Consider the following 16,192-nt stretch of genomic DNA (forward strand, 5'->3'; position numbering starts at 1 on the left):
ATTTAAACTTTAGGAACTGTGACATTCGTAATTTGTTGATCAAATGTTTTGACCTCAAAATAGTCAATAAGATATTTTAACGCTCCTTTGCAATTACTTTTTTGTAAATAAAAATATCTAGTTGTATTTTCGGGCGATGAATAATAATTAGATTTGGATTATTCGCAGCATTAAATTCGTATTCAGATGATAAGTATCTTAGGAAAATTAGGCATTATACCAGTTATCATCATATTGGTGGTATCTTTCCTAGTTCTAATTCAGTTATTCCGTTTTATTATGAATAAGGTGGGAACTGATATTATTGCAGGAAAGAAAACAGGTGAAGAAAAAAGAATTTTAGTTAAGAAATATAACGATGTAGATATATCGAAATATTCTTGGCTATTCGGTATGATCGGTATTTCTTTCTCTATGCTTGTTGTACTTGTAGCGTTGGAATTCCCTTCGTATGAAGAGCAACAATTAATGGATTTAGGTTCACTCGATTTTGAGGATGAGGAAATGGTTGACATTCCTGTAACTCAGCAACAACCACCTCCACCACCAAAAGTAACCGTTCCTCAAATTGTACAAGTACCAGATGAGGAAGAAATCGAAGACGAAATTGAAATCGATTTACCTGAAGAATTCGACGACGAAGCTGTAATCGAAGAAGCTCCTGAAGCAGAGGAAGTGGAAGAAGAAGAAGAGGCAGTTGAAGAAATTTTCGAAATTGTAGAGGACCCGGCAGGTTTCCCTGGTGGTATGGGTAAATTCTACAAGTGGGTAGGTAAGAACATGAAATACCCTTCTCAAGCTAAGCGTATGGGTGTAGAAGGTAAAGTATATGTTCAATTCGTTGTAGACAAAGACGGTACACTTACTGACATTAAGGTAGTTAGAGGTATTGGTGCAGGTTGTGATGAAGCAGCTATCAATGTCTTGAAAAAAGCTCCTAAATGGAAGCCTGGTAAGCAACGTGGTCGTCCAGTAAAACAAAGAATGGTATTACCAATCTCATTCAAGTTAGGATAATCACATCTGAAAAATATAATTAACCGATACCCGAAAAGGTATCGGTTTTTTTTATATTCGCATGTCTGTAATTCCAATTCTTAATTACACTATAGTCCCTTCCCTACTCATGAAAAACGTATTCATTCTTATACTATCCTTAACATCATTTTTTCAGCTTTCAGCACAAACCACTTCTGAAGACAGTGATAACAGCTACCTGTTTCCCATAAAACCAGGAGCAAGAAACTATTTTGCAGGTTCTATGGGAGAATTGCGAACAACACACTTTCATGGAGGTTTAGACATTAAAACTGGAGGAGTAGAAGGATGGCCCATTCATGCTGCAGCCGATGGGTACATTAGTAGAATGAAAGTATCGTCTTTTGGGTACGGTAGAGTACTATACATGATACATCCCAACGGGGAAACAACTGTTTATGCCCATCAACAAAGATTTAATGATGCGCTAGAACAATATATCGTCGACCAACAATACAAGAAAAAGTCTTTTGAGATAAACCTTGAAAACCTTCCAAAAGATCAATTTGTATTTAAGAAAGGAGACATCATAGGTTATGGAGGAAACAGTGGATCTTCTTCAGCACCACACCTTCATTTCGAAATAAGAGATAAGGAAGAGCGACCATTAAACCCTGTGGACTATGGGTTCTCTGAAGTAATTGACAACATTCCCCCTACTGTTAGAGCTATACGTTTAAAACCACTTGAAATCGATAGTAGAGTGAATGGAACTTTTGAAACTCAAAAGAAAAATGTATCAGGCCAAAGAGGAACATACAAAGTAACCTCTCCATTTTATGCTCAAGGTAAAGTAGGTATTGAAATCGATACTTATGACAGAGCTGATGGCACTTATAATAAGTACGGCATTAACGTCATTAAGGTATTTGATAACGATCGTTTGGTGTATCATCACTTAATCGATCGTATTCCATTTGATCTAAGTGCGAACATCAATACTTTCACAGACTTTGAAGCCTTCTCAAAAGAAAGAAAAAGATACCAACGTTTATATCGTTGGGACGCCAATCATTTACCCATTTATCCAAATCCAAAATTAGATGGATTCTTAAATATCAATAATGGGGAAGATCATCGGATAAGAATTGAATTATGGGATAGTTTCCAAAACAAAACAACTGTAGGTTTTCACATCAAAGGCAAGACAACAACACCAATTCGAAAAACGAAAGCAGTGAATGATGTCATCAAAGTAAAAGAAAATATTTTGATGATCTCTAGCAGTGACACATCAATAGATACATTGTATCTCAATTTCCCATTGTATAGTCAACCTCTCCCTTTAAACTACACAACAGGCACTCAGAACGTGTATTTATGGGATCTTCGACATGGAATTCCGGCTTCCTATTCCATCAATAACACCAAAAAAGAAACCTACTTGAAACACCTCATCCCATCGGGTAAACATTTTATTTATTACGATGATGAGCTATCATTCGAATTCGACAAAGAAACCCTTTTCGATAGTTTATACCTAAATATTGAAAAGATAAATAACGAAATTATCATAGGACAGAAATACCAACCTATGCATCATTCGGTGATCATCAATTACAAAGTGAAGGACTCAACACTCGTTCAACCAAAAAACTTTGTCTACAGAAAAGACCGTAAAGGAGAATGGGAATTTGTAGGTGGCACATGGAATGGAAATACCATCACTTTTAAAACCAACCGTTGGGGAACATTTGGCATCTTCCCTGAAACCACTCCCCCAAAAATCACCCCTCTAAAAAAATGGAAGCACAATCAACTCCGCTTCAAAATATCTGATGATGAATCGGGTATCGCCTCCTATGCAGCAACTCTTAATGGAGAATTTATCCTGCTAGAATACGATGCGAAGAAAGATTACCTTCAAACAAGACTGCAAGATGAGAATGCTCCTTTGAAAGGGCGTTTTGAGTTGAAAGTGGTTGATAAGGCGGGGAATGTGAGCGTTTTTAGTCAGGTAGCAGGTAGCAGGTAGCAGGTAGCAGGTAGCAGGTAGCAGGTAGCAAAATTAACGCTCGTTTTTTAAGTAAGAGGTAAAAGGTAAGAGGGAATGGTGATTTTAGGAAGGAATTAGGAGTTAGGAGTTGCTGAATTTACGCTCCTCCTCGGGCGCAAATGTTAAGCGATAGCGTCATTTGTGCCCAAATACTTTAGAGGTCTCCCGACCTTGTTTTTAGGTAATAAGTAATAACTAATAGGTAATAGGAGCTAAATTTACGCTCCTCATTACGCGGGCACTAGTCAGGAGACTAGCGCCAGTGTTTAGAATAGATCCATTTTCAATGAAAAGTTTCACCCCTTCCCTTTTACTTCTTACTTCTATAAAAAGCCCGAAAGAAATAAATTCCTGGGCTTTCGATATTATACCAAACGAAAACACCCTTTTCCCTATTAGTTATTAGTTATTACTTAAAAAAACGAGCGTAAACTCAGCAACTCCTAACTCATTGCTTTTGCCAAAAGATTCGCCGGCTTAAACACCGTCGCCACATCCCTCAACTTCTCCTTATCCATCACTTTTCTTTCTTTGATGAATTTAGTTCCAACAACATAAGCTTTGGCATTATTGATTGCATCTACTGCTAATAATTCTTCGCCTTTAAAGTACCATACGGAGAATTTGATTCCATCGCCTTCTTCTTCTCTTACTATGATTTCGTCATAGCCTTGAGAGAGCCCGACCATTTGTAGTTTCACCTCGTATTGATCCGACCAGAACCATGGAATAGTATCGTATATTTTTTCAGTTCCTGCGATATGTGCTGCAGCTACTTTTGCTTGATCCACTGCATTTTGAACAGATTCCAATCGAATCCATTGCTTATAATGTGGATTGAAATGATTGGTATTATCGCCTATGGCATAGACATTTGATAAGGATGTTTGGGTAAACTCATTTACCTTAATACCGTTATCAATTTCTAGTTGGAGTTGTTGAGCTAACGACAAATTTACGTGAACTCCTACTCCTACCATAATCATATCTGCCGTATAACTTGATCCATCTCCACAGTTTACAGTGTTTACACCCTCTTGATCTGTGGAAATACTTGTTACATTCTTGGAGGTAAGCACATCAACATCTTTATCGGTATGTAGTTTTTGGAAGAAATCTGACATGACCGGTGCAGTTACACGAGCCAATATTCTTTCTTCTCTTTCTAGTACAACTACTGATGCTCCCAATTTTTTAAGTGATGCAGCCGTTTCCAAACCAATATATCCACCACCAATAACTACGACTCTTTTCATTTCTGCTGATTTCACCCAACTCTTGATGTTACTAACATCTTGTGCAGTTCTTAAAGGATAGATATGTTTGGCTTCTTTTAATCCTTCAATAGGTGGAATAATCGGTCTTGCCCCAGTCGCTAATACCAAATAATCGTACGGTTGTTCATCACCATTCGCTAATAGAACTTTTTGATTTTCCTTTTGGATATCTGATACTTCAATTCCTAGTTGTAATGAGATATTTTCTTCCTCATAACTTTCCTTGGACTTCAAGCAATTCTCTTCAATTGGAGCATCTGCCGTTAAATAAGCTTTTGATAATGGAGGGCGATGATAGGGTAAAACCGGATCTTTATCGTACATAATGATCTCCCCTTCAAACCCTTCTTTCCTTAACGAAAATGCAAAGTTGACGCCCGCGTGACTAGCACCAACAATAACACATATTTTTTTAGACATTTTGATTTCGCAATAAGTACCTGTCTTTATCAAATGATATTAGATAGGTAGTATTATGATACAATAAGGCCATGTTTATCAAAAAATAAACATGGCCAATTAATTATTTAACAACGTTCAAAACAACGCCATCCATCGCTTCTGTTACTTGAAGCTGACAGCATAAACGGCTATACTCGTTTGCGTCATCATCAAGCTCTAACATATCCGATTCGATTTCGCTAGCCACTCCCGTTTTATCGGTATGACCTGCGTCTACTTGTACGTGACAAGTAGCACAAGAACATACGCCACCACAGTCGCCATCAATTCCTTTTACGTTGTTTTTTACTGCTAATTCCATTACTGATCCAGATGTTCCTTCTACAGTAATTTCCTCTTTATCTTTAGTTATAAACGTGATTTTTGCCATGATTCTTAAGTTTGTTGTGTATATGATTGTAAGTTGAGAAGGTCAATTCCTTTATTTTCCTTTGATATTCATCGTAATATTATCAAACCCTACCTTACGGTTGAATTCTCCCCACTCTTCGATATTTTCTTTGTAGTTTTTGATTTCAATTGATCCTACTTTATTCGCCAATGTGTTGATCAACACTTTCAGTATCTGACGAGCATGAGTAGCACCTAAACAGTTATGGTGACTAAAACCAAAAGCTACGTGAGGATTGATTTTACGATCCAATACTACTTCGTTAGGGTTCTCAAATGCTGCTGAATCTCTGTTGGCAGAAGCCCAACACATTGATACTCTAGAGTCGTTTTTAATAGCATGCTCACATACTTTCGTATCTTCCGTAACCACACGTCCCATATGCGTTAATGGAGAGAAGTAACGTACCAATTCCTCTACTGCCTTTCCTACAATCTCCGGCTCTTGACGTAATCTTTCTAATGATTTAGGATGTTCAGCGAAGTAAGCCAAAGAGTTTGTCACCGCATTAATAACAGTATCACGACCACCTGCAAAGGTTAAGATCATTACCCCTTTCACCTCTTCTTTTGTCATCTTCTTTCCATTCACTTCAGATGATAATAATAGAGAGTATAAATCATCAGAAGGATTTTCTGCAGCACGATCAATTTGCTCGTCCAAGTAATCGAATAAGATATTGGCCTTATCTGCATCAGTAGATGATTCTTCACTTCTAAAAACGTGAACACCCCATCCGATCCAAGTCTCGGCCTCTTCGTAAGGAATATTCAATAATAAAGTCAGACATCTTGATTGAAGCTTTAGAGAGAAGTCAGACACCACTTCGATATCATCTTTTGCGATCACCTCATCGACCAACTCTTCAATAATTTTGGTCATCTTCGCTGTATATTCTTCCTCTAACGGACGCTTAAACCAAGGTTCCACAAGGTTTCTATAATCTTTATGTTCTGGCGGATCTACCTCAAAAGGAATCTGACGAATATCTCTAATCGCCACCTCAGATGGTACCACAATTCTACCTGGAGTCGCTCCAGAAATAAAAGTCTTCCAATTGTGTGCAGTTTTTCTCACGTCTTTCAAACGTAATAGCATAGTCACAGGATCGTTCTGATCGTCGATATCTCCATACCCTCTCTCAATTCTAGCTTGCTCAAACGGGTCAGGAAACTCACTTGTTTTCACTTTCTTCTGTGTTTCTGTTTGGTGTTCCATAATACTAAGAGTAATGATAATTTATTGCATACCTACAGACGCATGTAACCATAGCATATCAGATAATTCTAAATAAGATATGATGATGAGAATGTAGTTCTACTTTAGTGTTTAATTCGTTTGGAAAAATTGATGCCTTCCGATAAAACATCAAATTCTAAAAAGTGTAGCAAATACTACTATTACAAAGTAAGGGGGTTTGAAATCAACTCAAGTTCTTTATTTTGGTCAATTTGTAATGTATTTTATCAATCAACAATAAACTAAGATGGAATTTGAGGCAGAATAAGATAGGAATTGAGATAAGAGGTAAGAGGGAAGAGGGAAGAATTAAGAGGGAAAAGGTGAAACTAAGGAACTAAGAAACTAAGGGAGATGGAATTAGGAGTTAGGAATTAGGAATGCTGAATGTTCGTGGACTGGCTCAAGTGTTTAGCGAAGCGACACTTGTGTCTATAAACTTTAGAGGTCTCCTGACCTCGGTTTAAGTAATAGGGAATAAGTAATAACTAATAGGTGCTGAATTTACGCTCCTCATAGTCAAATTAGGAACTAGGAATTAGGAGTTAAGAATTCTGAATTTACGCTCCTCATAACGCGGGCACTAGTCAGGAGACTAGCGCCAGTCATACAAAAAGAATATTTCTTAAAACTTTACTCCCCTACTAACCACCTAACATTTCACGTTTTTCATTTTTAACTTTTCATTTTTAATTTAAAACCGCTTTTCATTTTTAATTTCCCCCCTAAAGCTTTTCACCAAACCAAGCCGCACCTTTCCCCACAGCCAACGTCACTTCCTCTTCTTGGTCGTAGAAGTTGAATTGTTGCATTGGAGAACCTAGATCGGTATCAAGCCAGATGAGTTCTTTGTCTGATGTGTCGATTTTCTCGAAAAAGTTTTTGGTGTATTGAGGAAGTACACAACCGTCTGAGTGGATCATTAACGTTGGAGCAGTCAATTTTTCTGCGAAAGGCATTGGGTCTAATGTCAACCAATCTTCCCAAGACATCACAGCGAATTTATCGTTACTCCATTCTTTAATACCACCTCTTTCTGGGTTTAAATAGTAATCGTATTCACCGTACATCGCTGCAGCGGTATTTGTTGTTGAGATCGTTTCGATGTATTCTACTTCCCCATCCTCAGCAAATTTCTTTTTAGCGGCTCTTGCTGCACTTATTTTTTCTTGTACACCTTCTTCTCCACCGTAGAATAGTTTTACAGCTTCGTCATCGTGTAACCATGATGCAGCCGTTACTACAGATTTGATGCGTTTATCTTGAGCAGCAGCCATTAATGTGTACATTGATCCTGCACAAACAGCAAACGCTCCGATTTTAGTATTATCTACTTCTGCTAATGTTTCTAAGTAGGAAACAGCATTTCTAATATCTTCTACTTTAGTTGTTGGGTTCTCCCAAAAGCGAGGTGATCCTTCACTTTCTCCAAAGTTTCTAAAATCGAAGGCTAAAGTGATGAAGCCTTTTTCTGCGAATTTCTTTGCATATAACCCTGCCATTTGTTCTTTAACTGTGGTCCAGCTTCCCACAGAAATGATGGCTGGATAAGTTTTCCCCTCTTCATAGTTTGATGGGTAAAATAAGTTACCTACTAAATTTAATCCTTCGCTTTTAAAGTTGATGTTTTTCATTGTTGTTGTGTTTTTTTGATAATAAGAAATTGATAAATAGATTATTTAATTTGATCGAGTAATCCGAAGCCTCTAGCAGCTACGATAGGGTTAAATATCTCCACATACTCTTTGATTTTGCCCTCTTCATCAAATTGGAAAGTGGCATAGTAGTCGTTATTGTACCATCCTGCATCATTCTTCAATTTGATTTTGCCTTCGAACTTTACGAATACAAATGACGGATCTTCCATTGCAAATAGCTTTTCGATAGGAAATTCCATTGCTTCGAAATTAGAGAATACAGGTTCCCAATACGATCGAACGCCTTCTTTACCTTTTGTTCCTTCAGGAAAAAGTCCTGAATGGTAAGGGTTGATATGTTCTCCATCTTCAGCGAATAAATCGACTAACGCTTCCAATTGATAGTCTTCTAAAGCTTTAAAGAATGCTTTAGTGTTCTCTTTATTTCTTTCAGCAATATTCATGAGGTTATATATTTAGGTGATTATGCATTTACGTTTTTCATTGCTAATTCTGGTAATGAAGTATTACCATCTTGATATTTAAAATTGAATTTCATCTTGGTTACTCTCCAATTGTCATTTTCTTTTTCTAACTCGAAATTGTATGAACCTACCACTGTCCAAACATTCCCTTCCTCAGATTCTAAATAATGAGTAGCTGTTCCATAGCAAAAGACCTCGGCCTTATCACCTAAATCTTTTGTCATGCCATTGCCAATTTGATGATGTGTATGAGTAAATCCAGGTAAGATCGTTTTCCATCCCTCAATAATTTGAGAGGGTGATAAAGTCACAGCCGGATTGCCATTCATTGATGAGTAATCAAGCACTACTTTATCAGCAAAAATCTTTTCTAATTTCTCCCATTCCCTAGCGTCTGTCGAGATGAACAATTGATGTATAGTTTCTAAAATAGCATTCATAATTCAAATGTTTTAATCATTCAAAATCAAAGAGTTAAACTTCAATTTCGTACTATTGTTATTTTTGACATTACAAATGTAGAGGGTTGAATCCTAGATGAATTTATGATTTCAAATCAAAAAGTTTGAATTTCAAAGGTTATGGATTTTTGCGGTATTTTAGAGGTGTGGTTCCAGTGTTTTTCTTAAAGAAAGTACTAAAATTATTCGGCGATTCGAAGTGTAGCTTGTATGCAATTTCTTTCACAGAAGCTGTTGTTTGTACCAACTCCGATTTCGCCAATTTTATCAAATGGTGATGGATGTGATTGATCGCTGACTTTCCTGTGATTCCTTTCACCACCGCATTTAAATGATTTGGGTGGATATTTAATTTCTCCGCATAATAAGTGGGTGAGTGTAGATTAGCAAATTTTTCCAATTCAGCCTCAGGGTAAAAACTCACCTTTATCAATTTCTGAAAACGTGATAATAAAGTAATATCCGCTTTCCTAATTTTATCTTCCGTCTCCTTTACATCCTCTCGATTATTCAAAATTCTCCTCAGCTTATTTAAGAGCAAAAGAATATAGGTTCTGATAAAATCGAACTTATCCTCGTGATCACTCAAATACTCCTCCTTAATGTCTTCATAAATGGATAAAATACCAGGAAGATCCTTCTGTTCAATTTCAAAAGGAATAGACTCATCGATCTTTAAAAAAGGGTACTCATCCAAAAGCGTATCAAACAAACGACTCTTTGATAAAAAGTCCTGAGACATCATCACGTAATAACCCGACCAATTCGGAAAAATATCCCATGAAGTAATCTGAAAAGGAGAATTAAAAAATACCGTCACTCCTTCTGGAAAATCTTTATGATATCCAGAAATCGCCTTTCCATCTCCATCCGCCTTAATCGCAATAGCATAAAACTCATGTCGAAACGAAGGCATATTCGACTTCACCTTCCCCATATTTTCCTCAAAACTTCGAATATCAAAATGAGGGTGCTTGGGAACGTCGATGCCAATAGCAGAGCAATAGGTAGAAATGGTTTTAAAGTGATGCAATTTCTGAATTAGGAACTAGGAGTTAGGAATTAGGAGTTTTGGTTCTCCACTTCGAAAATGAAGTTAAAAAATAAAGTAGTAGGTAGCAAGAAAAGGTAGTAGGTAGCAGGTAGCAGGTGCTGAATCTACGAGTACCCTGGCGCAAGTGTTTAGCGCAGCGACACTTGTGCCCATAAACTTTAGAGGTCTCCTAACCTTGGTTTAAGTAATAGGTAATAAGGAATAACTAATAGGGCTGAATTTACGCTACTCATAGTCAAATTAGGAGTTAGGAGTTAGGAATTCTGAATTTACGCTCCTCATAACGCGGGCACGGGTTAGGAAACCCGCGCTAGTTATTGTACTTAATTTCTTTATTAACCCATGTAAATCCCTCCCACAAACCACTCAACATTTCACGTTTTTCATTTTTAACTTTTCATTTTTAATTAAAAAACAGAGCGTAAATTCCGAACCTACTACCTGCTACCTGCTACCTGCTACCTGCTACCTGCTACCTGCTACCTGCTACCTGCTAAAGTATTTCTATACATCTTCCGAAACCCCAACGGCGAGTACCCCTTAAACTTTTTAAACTGTTGGTAGAAGAAAGGAAGACTTTCATACCCGCAGGTATATCCAATTTCCGCCACCTGCATATCCGTTTCCAATAATAATCGACTCACACGGTTGATACGATATTCGTTGAGGTAAACGAAGAAAGGGCGCTGCATATTTTTAGAGAAGAATCTGGAGAATGATTGCTCGGTCATGCTTAGTTCTTCGGCGATTTCGGAGAGTTTAATTTTTCTTGAGAAGTTTTGTTCCACAAAGTTTTGAACTACTTCAATTCGATTATTGGTATCTTTAGATGATTCGTAGGAATAGGACTCCCCTGCTAAAGCCTGTCTTTCTTTAAGTTGATGTAATTCACCTAATAAGGATATAAACTTTGAATACCTTTCCCAATGATTAGCATTGATAATAGCTAACATCTTTTCCTTCACGTTGATAGAATCCGCATTCTTAAAAAAAATCCCCCTTTCCACATTCTTAAATGCATATTTGATATCGGAAAATGAGAAAAGTGGTTCAATTAGTTCTTTTGGCCATTGCAGTACCAAAGATTCTACATTGTCTTCGTGTGTAGAATCGTCCTTCCAACAATGAGGAAGGTTAGGACCAATTAATACCAATTCGCCCGGTTGGTAATCAGATACATTGTTTCCGACATATCTACTTCCAGTACTTTTAATAATGTAAGTCAGTTCGTACTCCGGGTGCAAATGCCATGGAGTTACGAATCGTTCATTGGTATATTTAAAAGCTCTAAGTGTGGATTCATCCTGAGTGATGACCTTTTCTAAAATGGCCTTCATAGATTAAAAAGTTATGTATATATAGTAGTGTTGTTTCACTTCATTCGTTTGATACGCAAAATACATAACTTTTCAATCAAAATAAAGAACAACATGATAGAATAAATGATGTTCATTTGTAAAACGAGGAAACTATTTTTTTATAAATAATGTACTCCCAAACTTTTTGATGCATGATTCCATGATCAATTTTCGAGGAAATTTTTTGTTGAAATCATGAATGGACACTAACATAATAACAAATATATACTCGCGCTATGAGCATTATATCAAAAGCTGCTATTGGCACCGGTAATGGAAACTTTATTATCGACACTATTGAGGTGGGTGAACCTCTTGCAGATGAAGTACTTGTAAAGGTAAAAGCTGCAGGTTTATGTCACACTGACCACGACTCATTAAATTGGGGAAAGTCGATTGTATTGGGACACGAAGGTGCTGGTATCGTAGAAAAAGTAGGAAATGAAGTCACTCACCTAAAACCTGGCGACAAAGTTATTCTTAATTGGGCAACACCTTGTAAAACTTGTTTCCAATGCCAAGATGGCAATCAACATATTTGTGAAACCAACTCTCCTGTAACAGCCGGAGGCAATGGTTATACACCTGGACACGCACATTTAGAAGGTACAAAATACGAAGGAGAAGCGATCGAGCGATCATTCAACATAGGTACGATTGCAGAATATACTTTAGTGAAGGCATCGGCTTGTGTAAAGTTGGATTCAGATATGCCAATGTCATCTGCTAGTATCATTAGCTGTGGGGTAATGACAGGTTATGGTTCTGTAGTCAACACGGCGAAGCTTCAAGCAGGAACTTCTGCTGTAGTTTTAGGGACAGGAGGTGTTGGTCTGAACGTTATCCAAGGAGCTCGTATTTCTGGAGCAGCAAAGATTATTGCTGTAGATATCAACCCTGAGCGTTTAGAAATGGCCATGCAATTCGGTGCCACTCATACCATCCTAGCTGAAAAAGATGATATCGGATTGATGAAAGCATCGGAGTTAGTCAAAGAAATGACAGACGGTAGAGGTGCCGATTATGCTTTCGAATGTACTGCAATTCCAGCACTTGGAGCCGCTCCTCTTGCCATGGTTAGAAATGCTGGTACGGCGATTCAAGTAAGTGGTATCGAAGAAGAAATCACGATTGATATGCGATTATTCGAATGGGATAAAGTCTACATCAACCCACTTTATGGTGGTGCAAGACCTGAAATCGATTTCCCTAAGTTGGTCAACTTATACAACAAAGGCGACTTGATGTTGGATCAGATGATCACAAGAACTTATCCACTAGAAAAATTAGGTCAAGCATTCGACGACATGCTTGCGGGTAAAAATGCTAAAGGAGTAATCGTATTTGAATAATGGCTGAATCAAAATTTAGAACAACAGAACTTTCGGACCCTCGTTTCGAAATGGACGGTCTACGTTTCATCACGGTAAAGACCGATAATTTAAAAGGTAGAGGAGATATTTGTGTTTGGGTACCCGAGGGTGATCATCAAGATTTACCTATCGTAACTCTTCTGCACGGCGTTTATGGCAGTGCATGGATTTGGGCCATGATGGGTGCGGCACATATCACTACCAAAAGATTAATTGATGAAGGTAAGATTGCTCCTTGTGTTTTAGCAATGCCTTCGGATGGACTTTGGGGTGATGGATCGGCTTACAACGATCACGATGGCTTCAGCTTCGAGAAATGGATTGCAGAAGATGTCCCTCAAGCGGTAAGAGAGAATATTCCCCAAGTATCTGATGAATCAAAGTTATTTATCTCTGGCCTTTCGATGGGTGGTTTTGGTGCCCTTAGAATTGGAGCGAAATACGGACATCAGTATACTGGAGTAACTGGACATAGTTCGATTACAGAAATCGAGCAAATGAAAATATTTGTGGAAGAACCGGTAGATTTTTACCGTCAGGCGGATAGAGAAAATGAAGATGTATTTACGGCAGTTATCAACCATAAAGACACCTTACCTCCTTTCCGTTTTGATTGTGGGGAAACCGACGAATTGATTGAATACAATCGTAAACTTCATGCTGATTTAGAAGCAGCAGGAATTCCTCACGAATACGAAGAATTTAAAGGTGGACACCAATGGGAGTATTGGCAAGAACATCTTGCTGATACACTTGTTTTTTTTAATAGAATAGACGTACCTGTAGAATAGGTACACCATGTTCCAATTTGAGTAGGCGTGTTGTCCTACTCTATTTTGTAGGGACTTATGTACGGACGTTGCACTGCAACGTCCCTACTTTTTTATAGAAATCAGCAAACTGTTTCTTAAATTGTAACACCCTACAAGCAATAAAAACACTATGAAATCTACTACCGAAAAAAGACACATCTCTGCAGTTGGCCCTGTAGAGTTTACAGATATACGACTAAAAGCTCCTCAAGATTATGCTGCAGGATTACCTGCCGTAAAAATAGCTTTGGGTCATGCAATGAAAGAAATGGGATTGGCTAAATCCATTGCCACTTTAGCAAAAATGAATCAAAAAGGTGGATTTGACTGTCCAGGCTGTGCTTGGCCTGATCCAGATCACCGATCAAATTTAGGTGAGTTTTGCGAGAATGGAGTGAAAGCGATTGCAGAAGAAGCCACCAACAAAAGAGTAAATATCGATTTCTTCAAAAAGTATTCAGTAGAAGAAATGTCGCATTGGACTGATTTTGAAATTGGCAAAAGCGGTCGTATCACAGATCCAATGATCCTTAGAGAAGGAAGCACACATTACGAACCTATCTCTTGGGAAGAGTCTTTTAAAATCATTGCCCAAGAACTAAAATTATTAGATCATCCCGATCAAGGTATTTTTTATACTTCAGGAAGATCGAGTAACGAAGCCGCTTTTCTATATGGTCTATTCATTCGAGCTTTTGGAACCAACAATATGCCCGATTGCTCCAATATGTGTCACGAATCAAGTGGTGCGGCTCTGTTCCAAACATTAGGTATCGGTAAAGGATCAGTCACTTTAGACGACTTCGGAGATGCCGATGTTGTGATGGTTATTGGTCAGAATCCGGGAACCAATCACCCTAGAATGTTATCCGCTTTAGAAAAATGTAAAGACAATGGAGGGAAAGTAGTCACCATCAATCCACTTCGTGAAGCGGCTTTGGTACGATTTAAAAATCCACAAGAACCTAAAGGAATTATTGGTGGAGGAACGGCCATAACAGATCATTATTTACAAGTACGCATTAATCAGGATGTGCCTTTATTAAAATTGATTATCAAAAAGCTGGCTAAGATTGAGGAAGCTAAAGGAGGTGTTTTTGATCATGATTTCATAAATACACACACTTCGGGGTATGACGATTTCATCAAAGACATTCATCAATATAAAGAAGAAGAATTATTGGCAATGACAGGCATCGACGAACATCAAATTGATGAAGTCGTGCAATTATTAGCCGAGAAAAAGAGAATAATTATCTGTTGGGCGATGGGTCTCACTCAACATAAAAACGGGGTGGATAACATCAGAGAATGTGTCAACTTACTGTTATTAAAAGGAAGTATTGGTATTAAAGGCGGCGGTACTTGTCCGGTGAGAGGACACAGTAATGTACAAGGTGATCGAACGGTGGGCATAACGCATCATGTATCGAAAAGATTGAATGATGGTTTCAAGAAAGCCTTCAATTTTGACCCACCCACTAAAGAAGGATTGGATGTAGTAAAATGCATCAAAGCGATGTACGAGGGGGATGCAAAAGTTTTCATTGCCTTGGGGGGAAACTTCTTATCGGCAGCATCAGATACCAATTATACCGCACAAGCCTTGATGAACTGTAACCTCACCGTTTCCATCAGCACAAAACTAAATAGAACGCATCTCATCCCAGGGAAAACATCACTTATACTGCCGACTTTAGGAAGGTCTGAAGCAGATAAAAACAGATTTGTGACAGTAGAGAACAGTATGGGTAGAGTGCATCAATCCCAAGGTAGACTTCAACCAAGTTCCAATAATTTGATGAGCGAACCAGAAATTGTTGCCAACATCGGCAAAGCCTATTTCGGAGAGGACCATCATATTCCTTGGCAACAGTTGGGAGAAGATTACGACCTTACAAGACAAAAAATATCGGAGGTGTTTACAGGCTTCGATAACTACACCGAAAGAGCAAAAAAAGCAGGTTTCGACCTCCCCAACCACGCCCGTAAAGGCGACTTCTCAAAACTACCAGGAGGCACAGCTAAATTCTCCATCAATGCCCTGCCATCTCATGACCTCAAAGAGGACGAATACCTTCTAATGACAATCCGTTCTCATGATCAATACAACACCACAATCTATGGCCTAGACGACCGCTACCGCGGCATCTACAACGAAAGAAGAATCGTGATGATGAATTACGAAGAGGCCATCGAAAAAGGTTTCAAAACCTACGATGTAGTCAACCTCATCAGTAACTACAACGGAGTCGAACGCAAAGCCGAAAACTTCATGATTATCCCTTACGACATCCCAAGGGGCAACCTAGCCGCCTATTTCCCAGAGGCCAATGTGCTTATTCCAAACGATCAATATGCGGATGTGAGCTTTACGCCGATAAGTAAATCAGTGAAAGTTGAAGTTAGGAGGTAGAAGTTAGGAATTAGGAGTTGGCTGAATTGACGCTCGTTTTTAACTAAGGAACTAAGGAACTAAGGAACTAAGGAACTAAGGAACTAAGGAACTAAAATATTTTGAACATTACATTTTTGCAAATGTTTGGACTTGTAAATCAGGGGAACATTTGAACTAATTTTACGTGTAAACGAGATCGGGAGATCTCTAA

At 38.2% G+C, this 16,192-nt stretch carries 13 protein-coding genes; 5 read left to right on the forward strand and 8 right to left on the reverse strand.

Annotated elements, in window-relative coordinates:
• Positions 1-186 precede the first annotated feature (186 nt).
• Both MY04_RS10455 and MY04_RS10460 read left to right on the forward strand, forming a co-directional pair.
• Positions 187-1,017 (forward strand): energy transducer TonB, encoded by an 831-nt coding sequence (locus MY04_RS10455; protein WP_066209433.1) that lies wholly within the window; start codon positions 187-189, stop codon positions 1,015-1,017.
• 109 nt (positions 1,018-1,126) lie between these two features.
• Complete coding sequence (locus MY04_RS10460) at positions 1,127-3,013, forward strand: M23 family metallopeptidase (RefSeq protein ID WP_066209435.1); 1,887 nt, start codon at positions 1,127-1,129, stop codon at positions 3,011-3,013.
• Positions 3,014-3,477: 464 nt separating this feature from the next.
• Here MY04_RS10460 and MY04_RS10465 read toward each other — a convergent pair whose 3' ends face one another.
• The 8 genes from MY04_RS10465 to MY04_RS10500 form a co-directional block, all read right to left on the reverse strand.
• On the reverse strand, positions 3,478-4,731 hold the full coding sequence (locus MY04_RS10465; protein WP_066209436.1) for an NAD(P)/FAD-dependent oxidoreductase: 1,254 nt from the start codon (positions 4,729-4,731) through the stop codon (positions 3,478-3,480).
• Positions 4,732-4,834: 103 nt separating this feature from the next.
• Positions 4,835-5,143 (reverse strand): 2Fe-2S iron-sulfur cluster-binding protein, encoded by a 309-nt coding sequence (locus tag MY04_RS10470; protein ID WP_066209438.1) that lies wholly within the window; start codon positions 5,141-5,143, stop codon positions 4,835-4,837.
• A gap of 51 nt (positions 5,144-5,194) precedes the next feature.
• Positions 5,195-6,382 (reverse strand): cytochrome P450, encoded by a 1,188-nt coding sequence (locus MY04_RS10475; protein WP_205958178.1) that lies wholly within the window; start codon positions 6,380-6,382, stop codon positions 5,195-5,197.
• A 746-nt stretch (positions 6,383-7,128) separates the two neighbouring features.
• Positions 7,129-8,082: an alpha/beta hydrolase gene (locus MY04_RS10480; protein WP_336234610.1), complete on the reverse strand. Its 954-nt coding sequence runs from the start codon at positions 8,080-8,082 to the stop codon at positions 7,129-7,131.
• Positions 8,079-8,504 (reverse strand): nuclear transport factor 2 family protein, encoded by a 426-nt coding sequence (locus MY04_RS10485; RefSeq protein WP_066209442.1) that lies wholly within the window; start codon positions 8,502-8,504, stop codon positions 8,079-8,081. Before MY04_RS10485 ends, MY04_RS10480 begins: the two co-directional genes overlap by 4 nt.
• Before the next feature lie 20 nt (positions 8,505-8,524).
• Positions 8,525-8,965 (reverse strand): nuclear transport factor 2 family protein, encoded by a 441-nt coding sequence (locus MY04_RS10490; RefSeq protein WP_084005835.1) that lies wholly within the window; start codon positions 8,963-8,965, stop codon positions 8,525-8,527.
• Positions 8,966-9,104: 139 nt separating this feature from the next.
• Positions 9,105-10,019 (reverse strand): helix-turn-helix domain-containing protein, encoded by a 915-nt coding sequence (locus MY04_RS10495; RefSeq protein ID WP_066209444.1) that lies wholly within the window; start codon positions 10,017-10,019, stop codon positions 9,105-9,107.
• 500 nt (positions 10,020-10,519) lie between these two features.
• Positions 10,520-11,377 (reverse strand): AraC family transcriptional regulator, encoded by an 858-nt coding sequence (locus MY04_RS10500; RefSeq protein ID WP_066209446.1) that lies wholly within the window; start codon positions 11,375-11,377, stop codon positions 10,520-10,522.
• 257 nt (positions 11,378-11,634) lie between these two features.
• Here MY04_RS10500 and MY04_RS10505 point away from each other — a divergent pair, with 257 nt between their 5' ends.
• The 3 genes from MY04_RS10505 to MY04_RS10515 all read left to right on the forward strand — a co-directional run bounded on the left by MY04_RS10505 (position 11,635) and on the right by MY04_RS10515 (position 15,999).
• Complete coding sequence (locus tag MY04_RS10505; protein ID WP_066209448.1) at positions 11,635-12,750, forward strand: Zn-dependent alcohol dehydrogenase; 1,116 nt, start codon at positions 11,635-11,637, stop codon at positions 12,748-12,750.
• Complete coding sequence (locus tag MY04_RS10510) at positions 12,750-13,562, forward strand: alpha/beta hydrolase (protein WP_066209450.1); 813 nt, start codon at positions 12,750-12,752, stop codon at positions 13,560-13,562. The genes MY04_RS10505 and MY04_RS10510 overlap by 1 nt, the downstream gene beginning before the upstream one ends.
• 151 nt (positions 13,563-13,713) lie before the next feature.
• Entirely contained in the window at positions 13,714-15,999 is a 2,286-nt protein-coding gene (locus tag MY04_RS10515) for an FdhF/YdeP family oxidoreductase (RefSeq protein ID WP_066209452.1), read from the forward strand.
• Positions 16,000-16,192 lie beyond the last annotated feature (193 nt).

This window comes from Flammeovirga sp. MY04 (assembly GCF_001682195.2).
Classification (GTDB): Bacteria; Bacteroidota; Bacteroidia; order Cytophagales; family Flammeovirgaceae; genus Flammeovirga; species Flammeovirga yaeyamensis.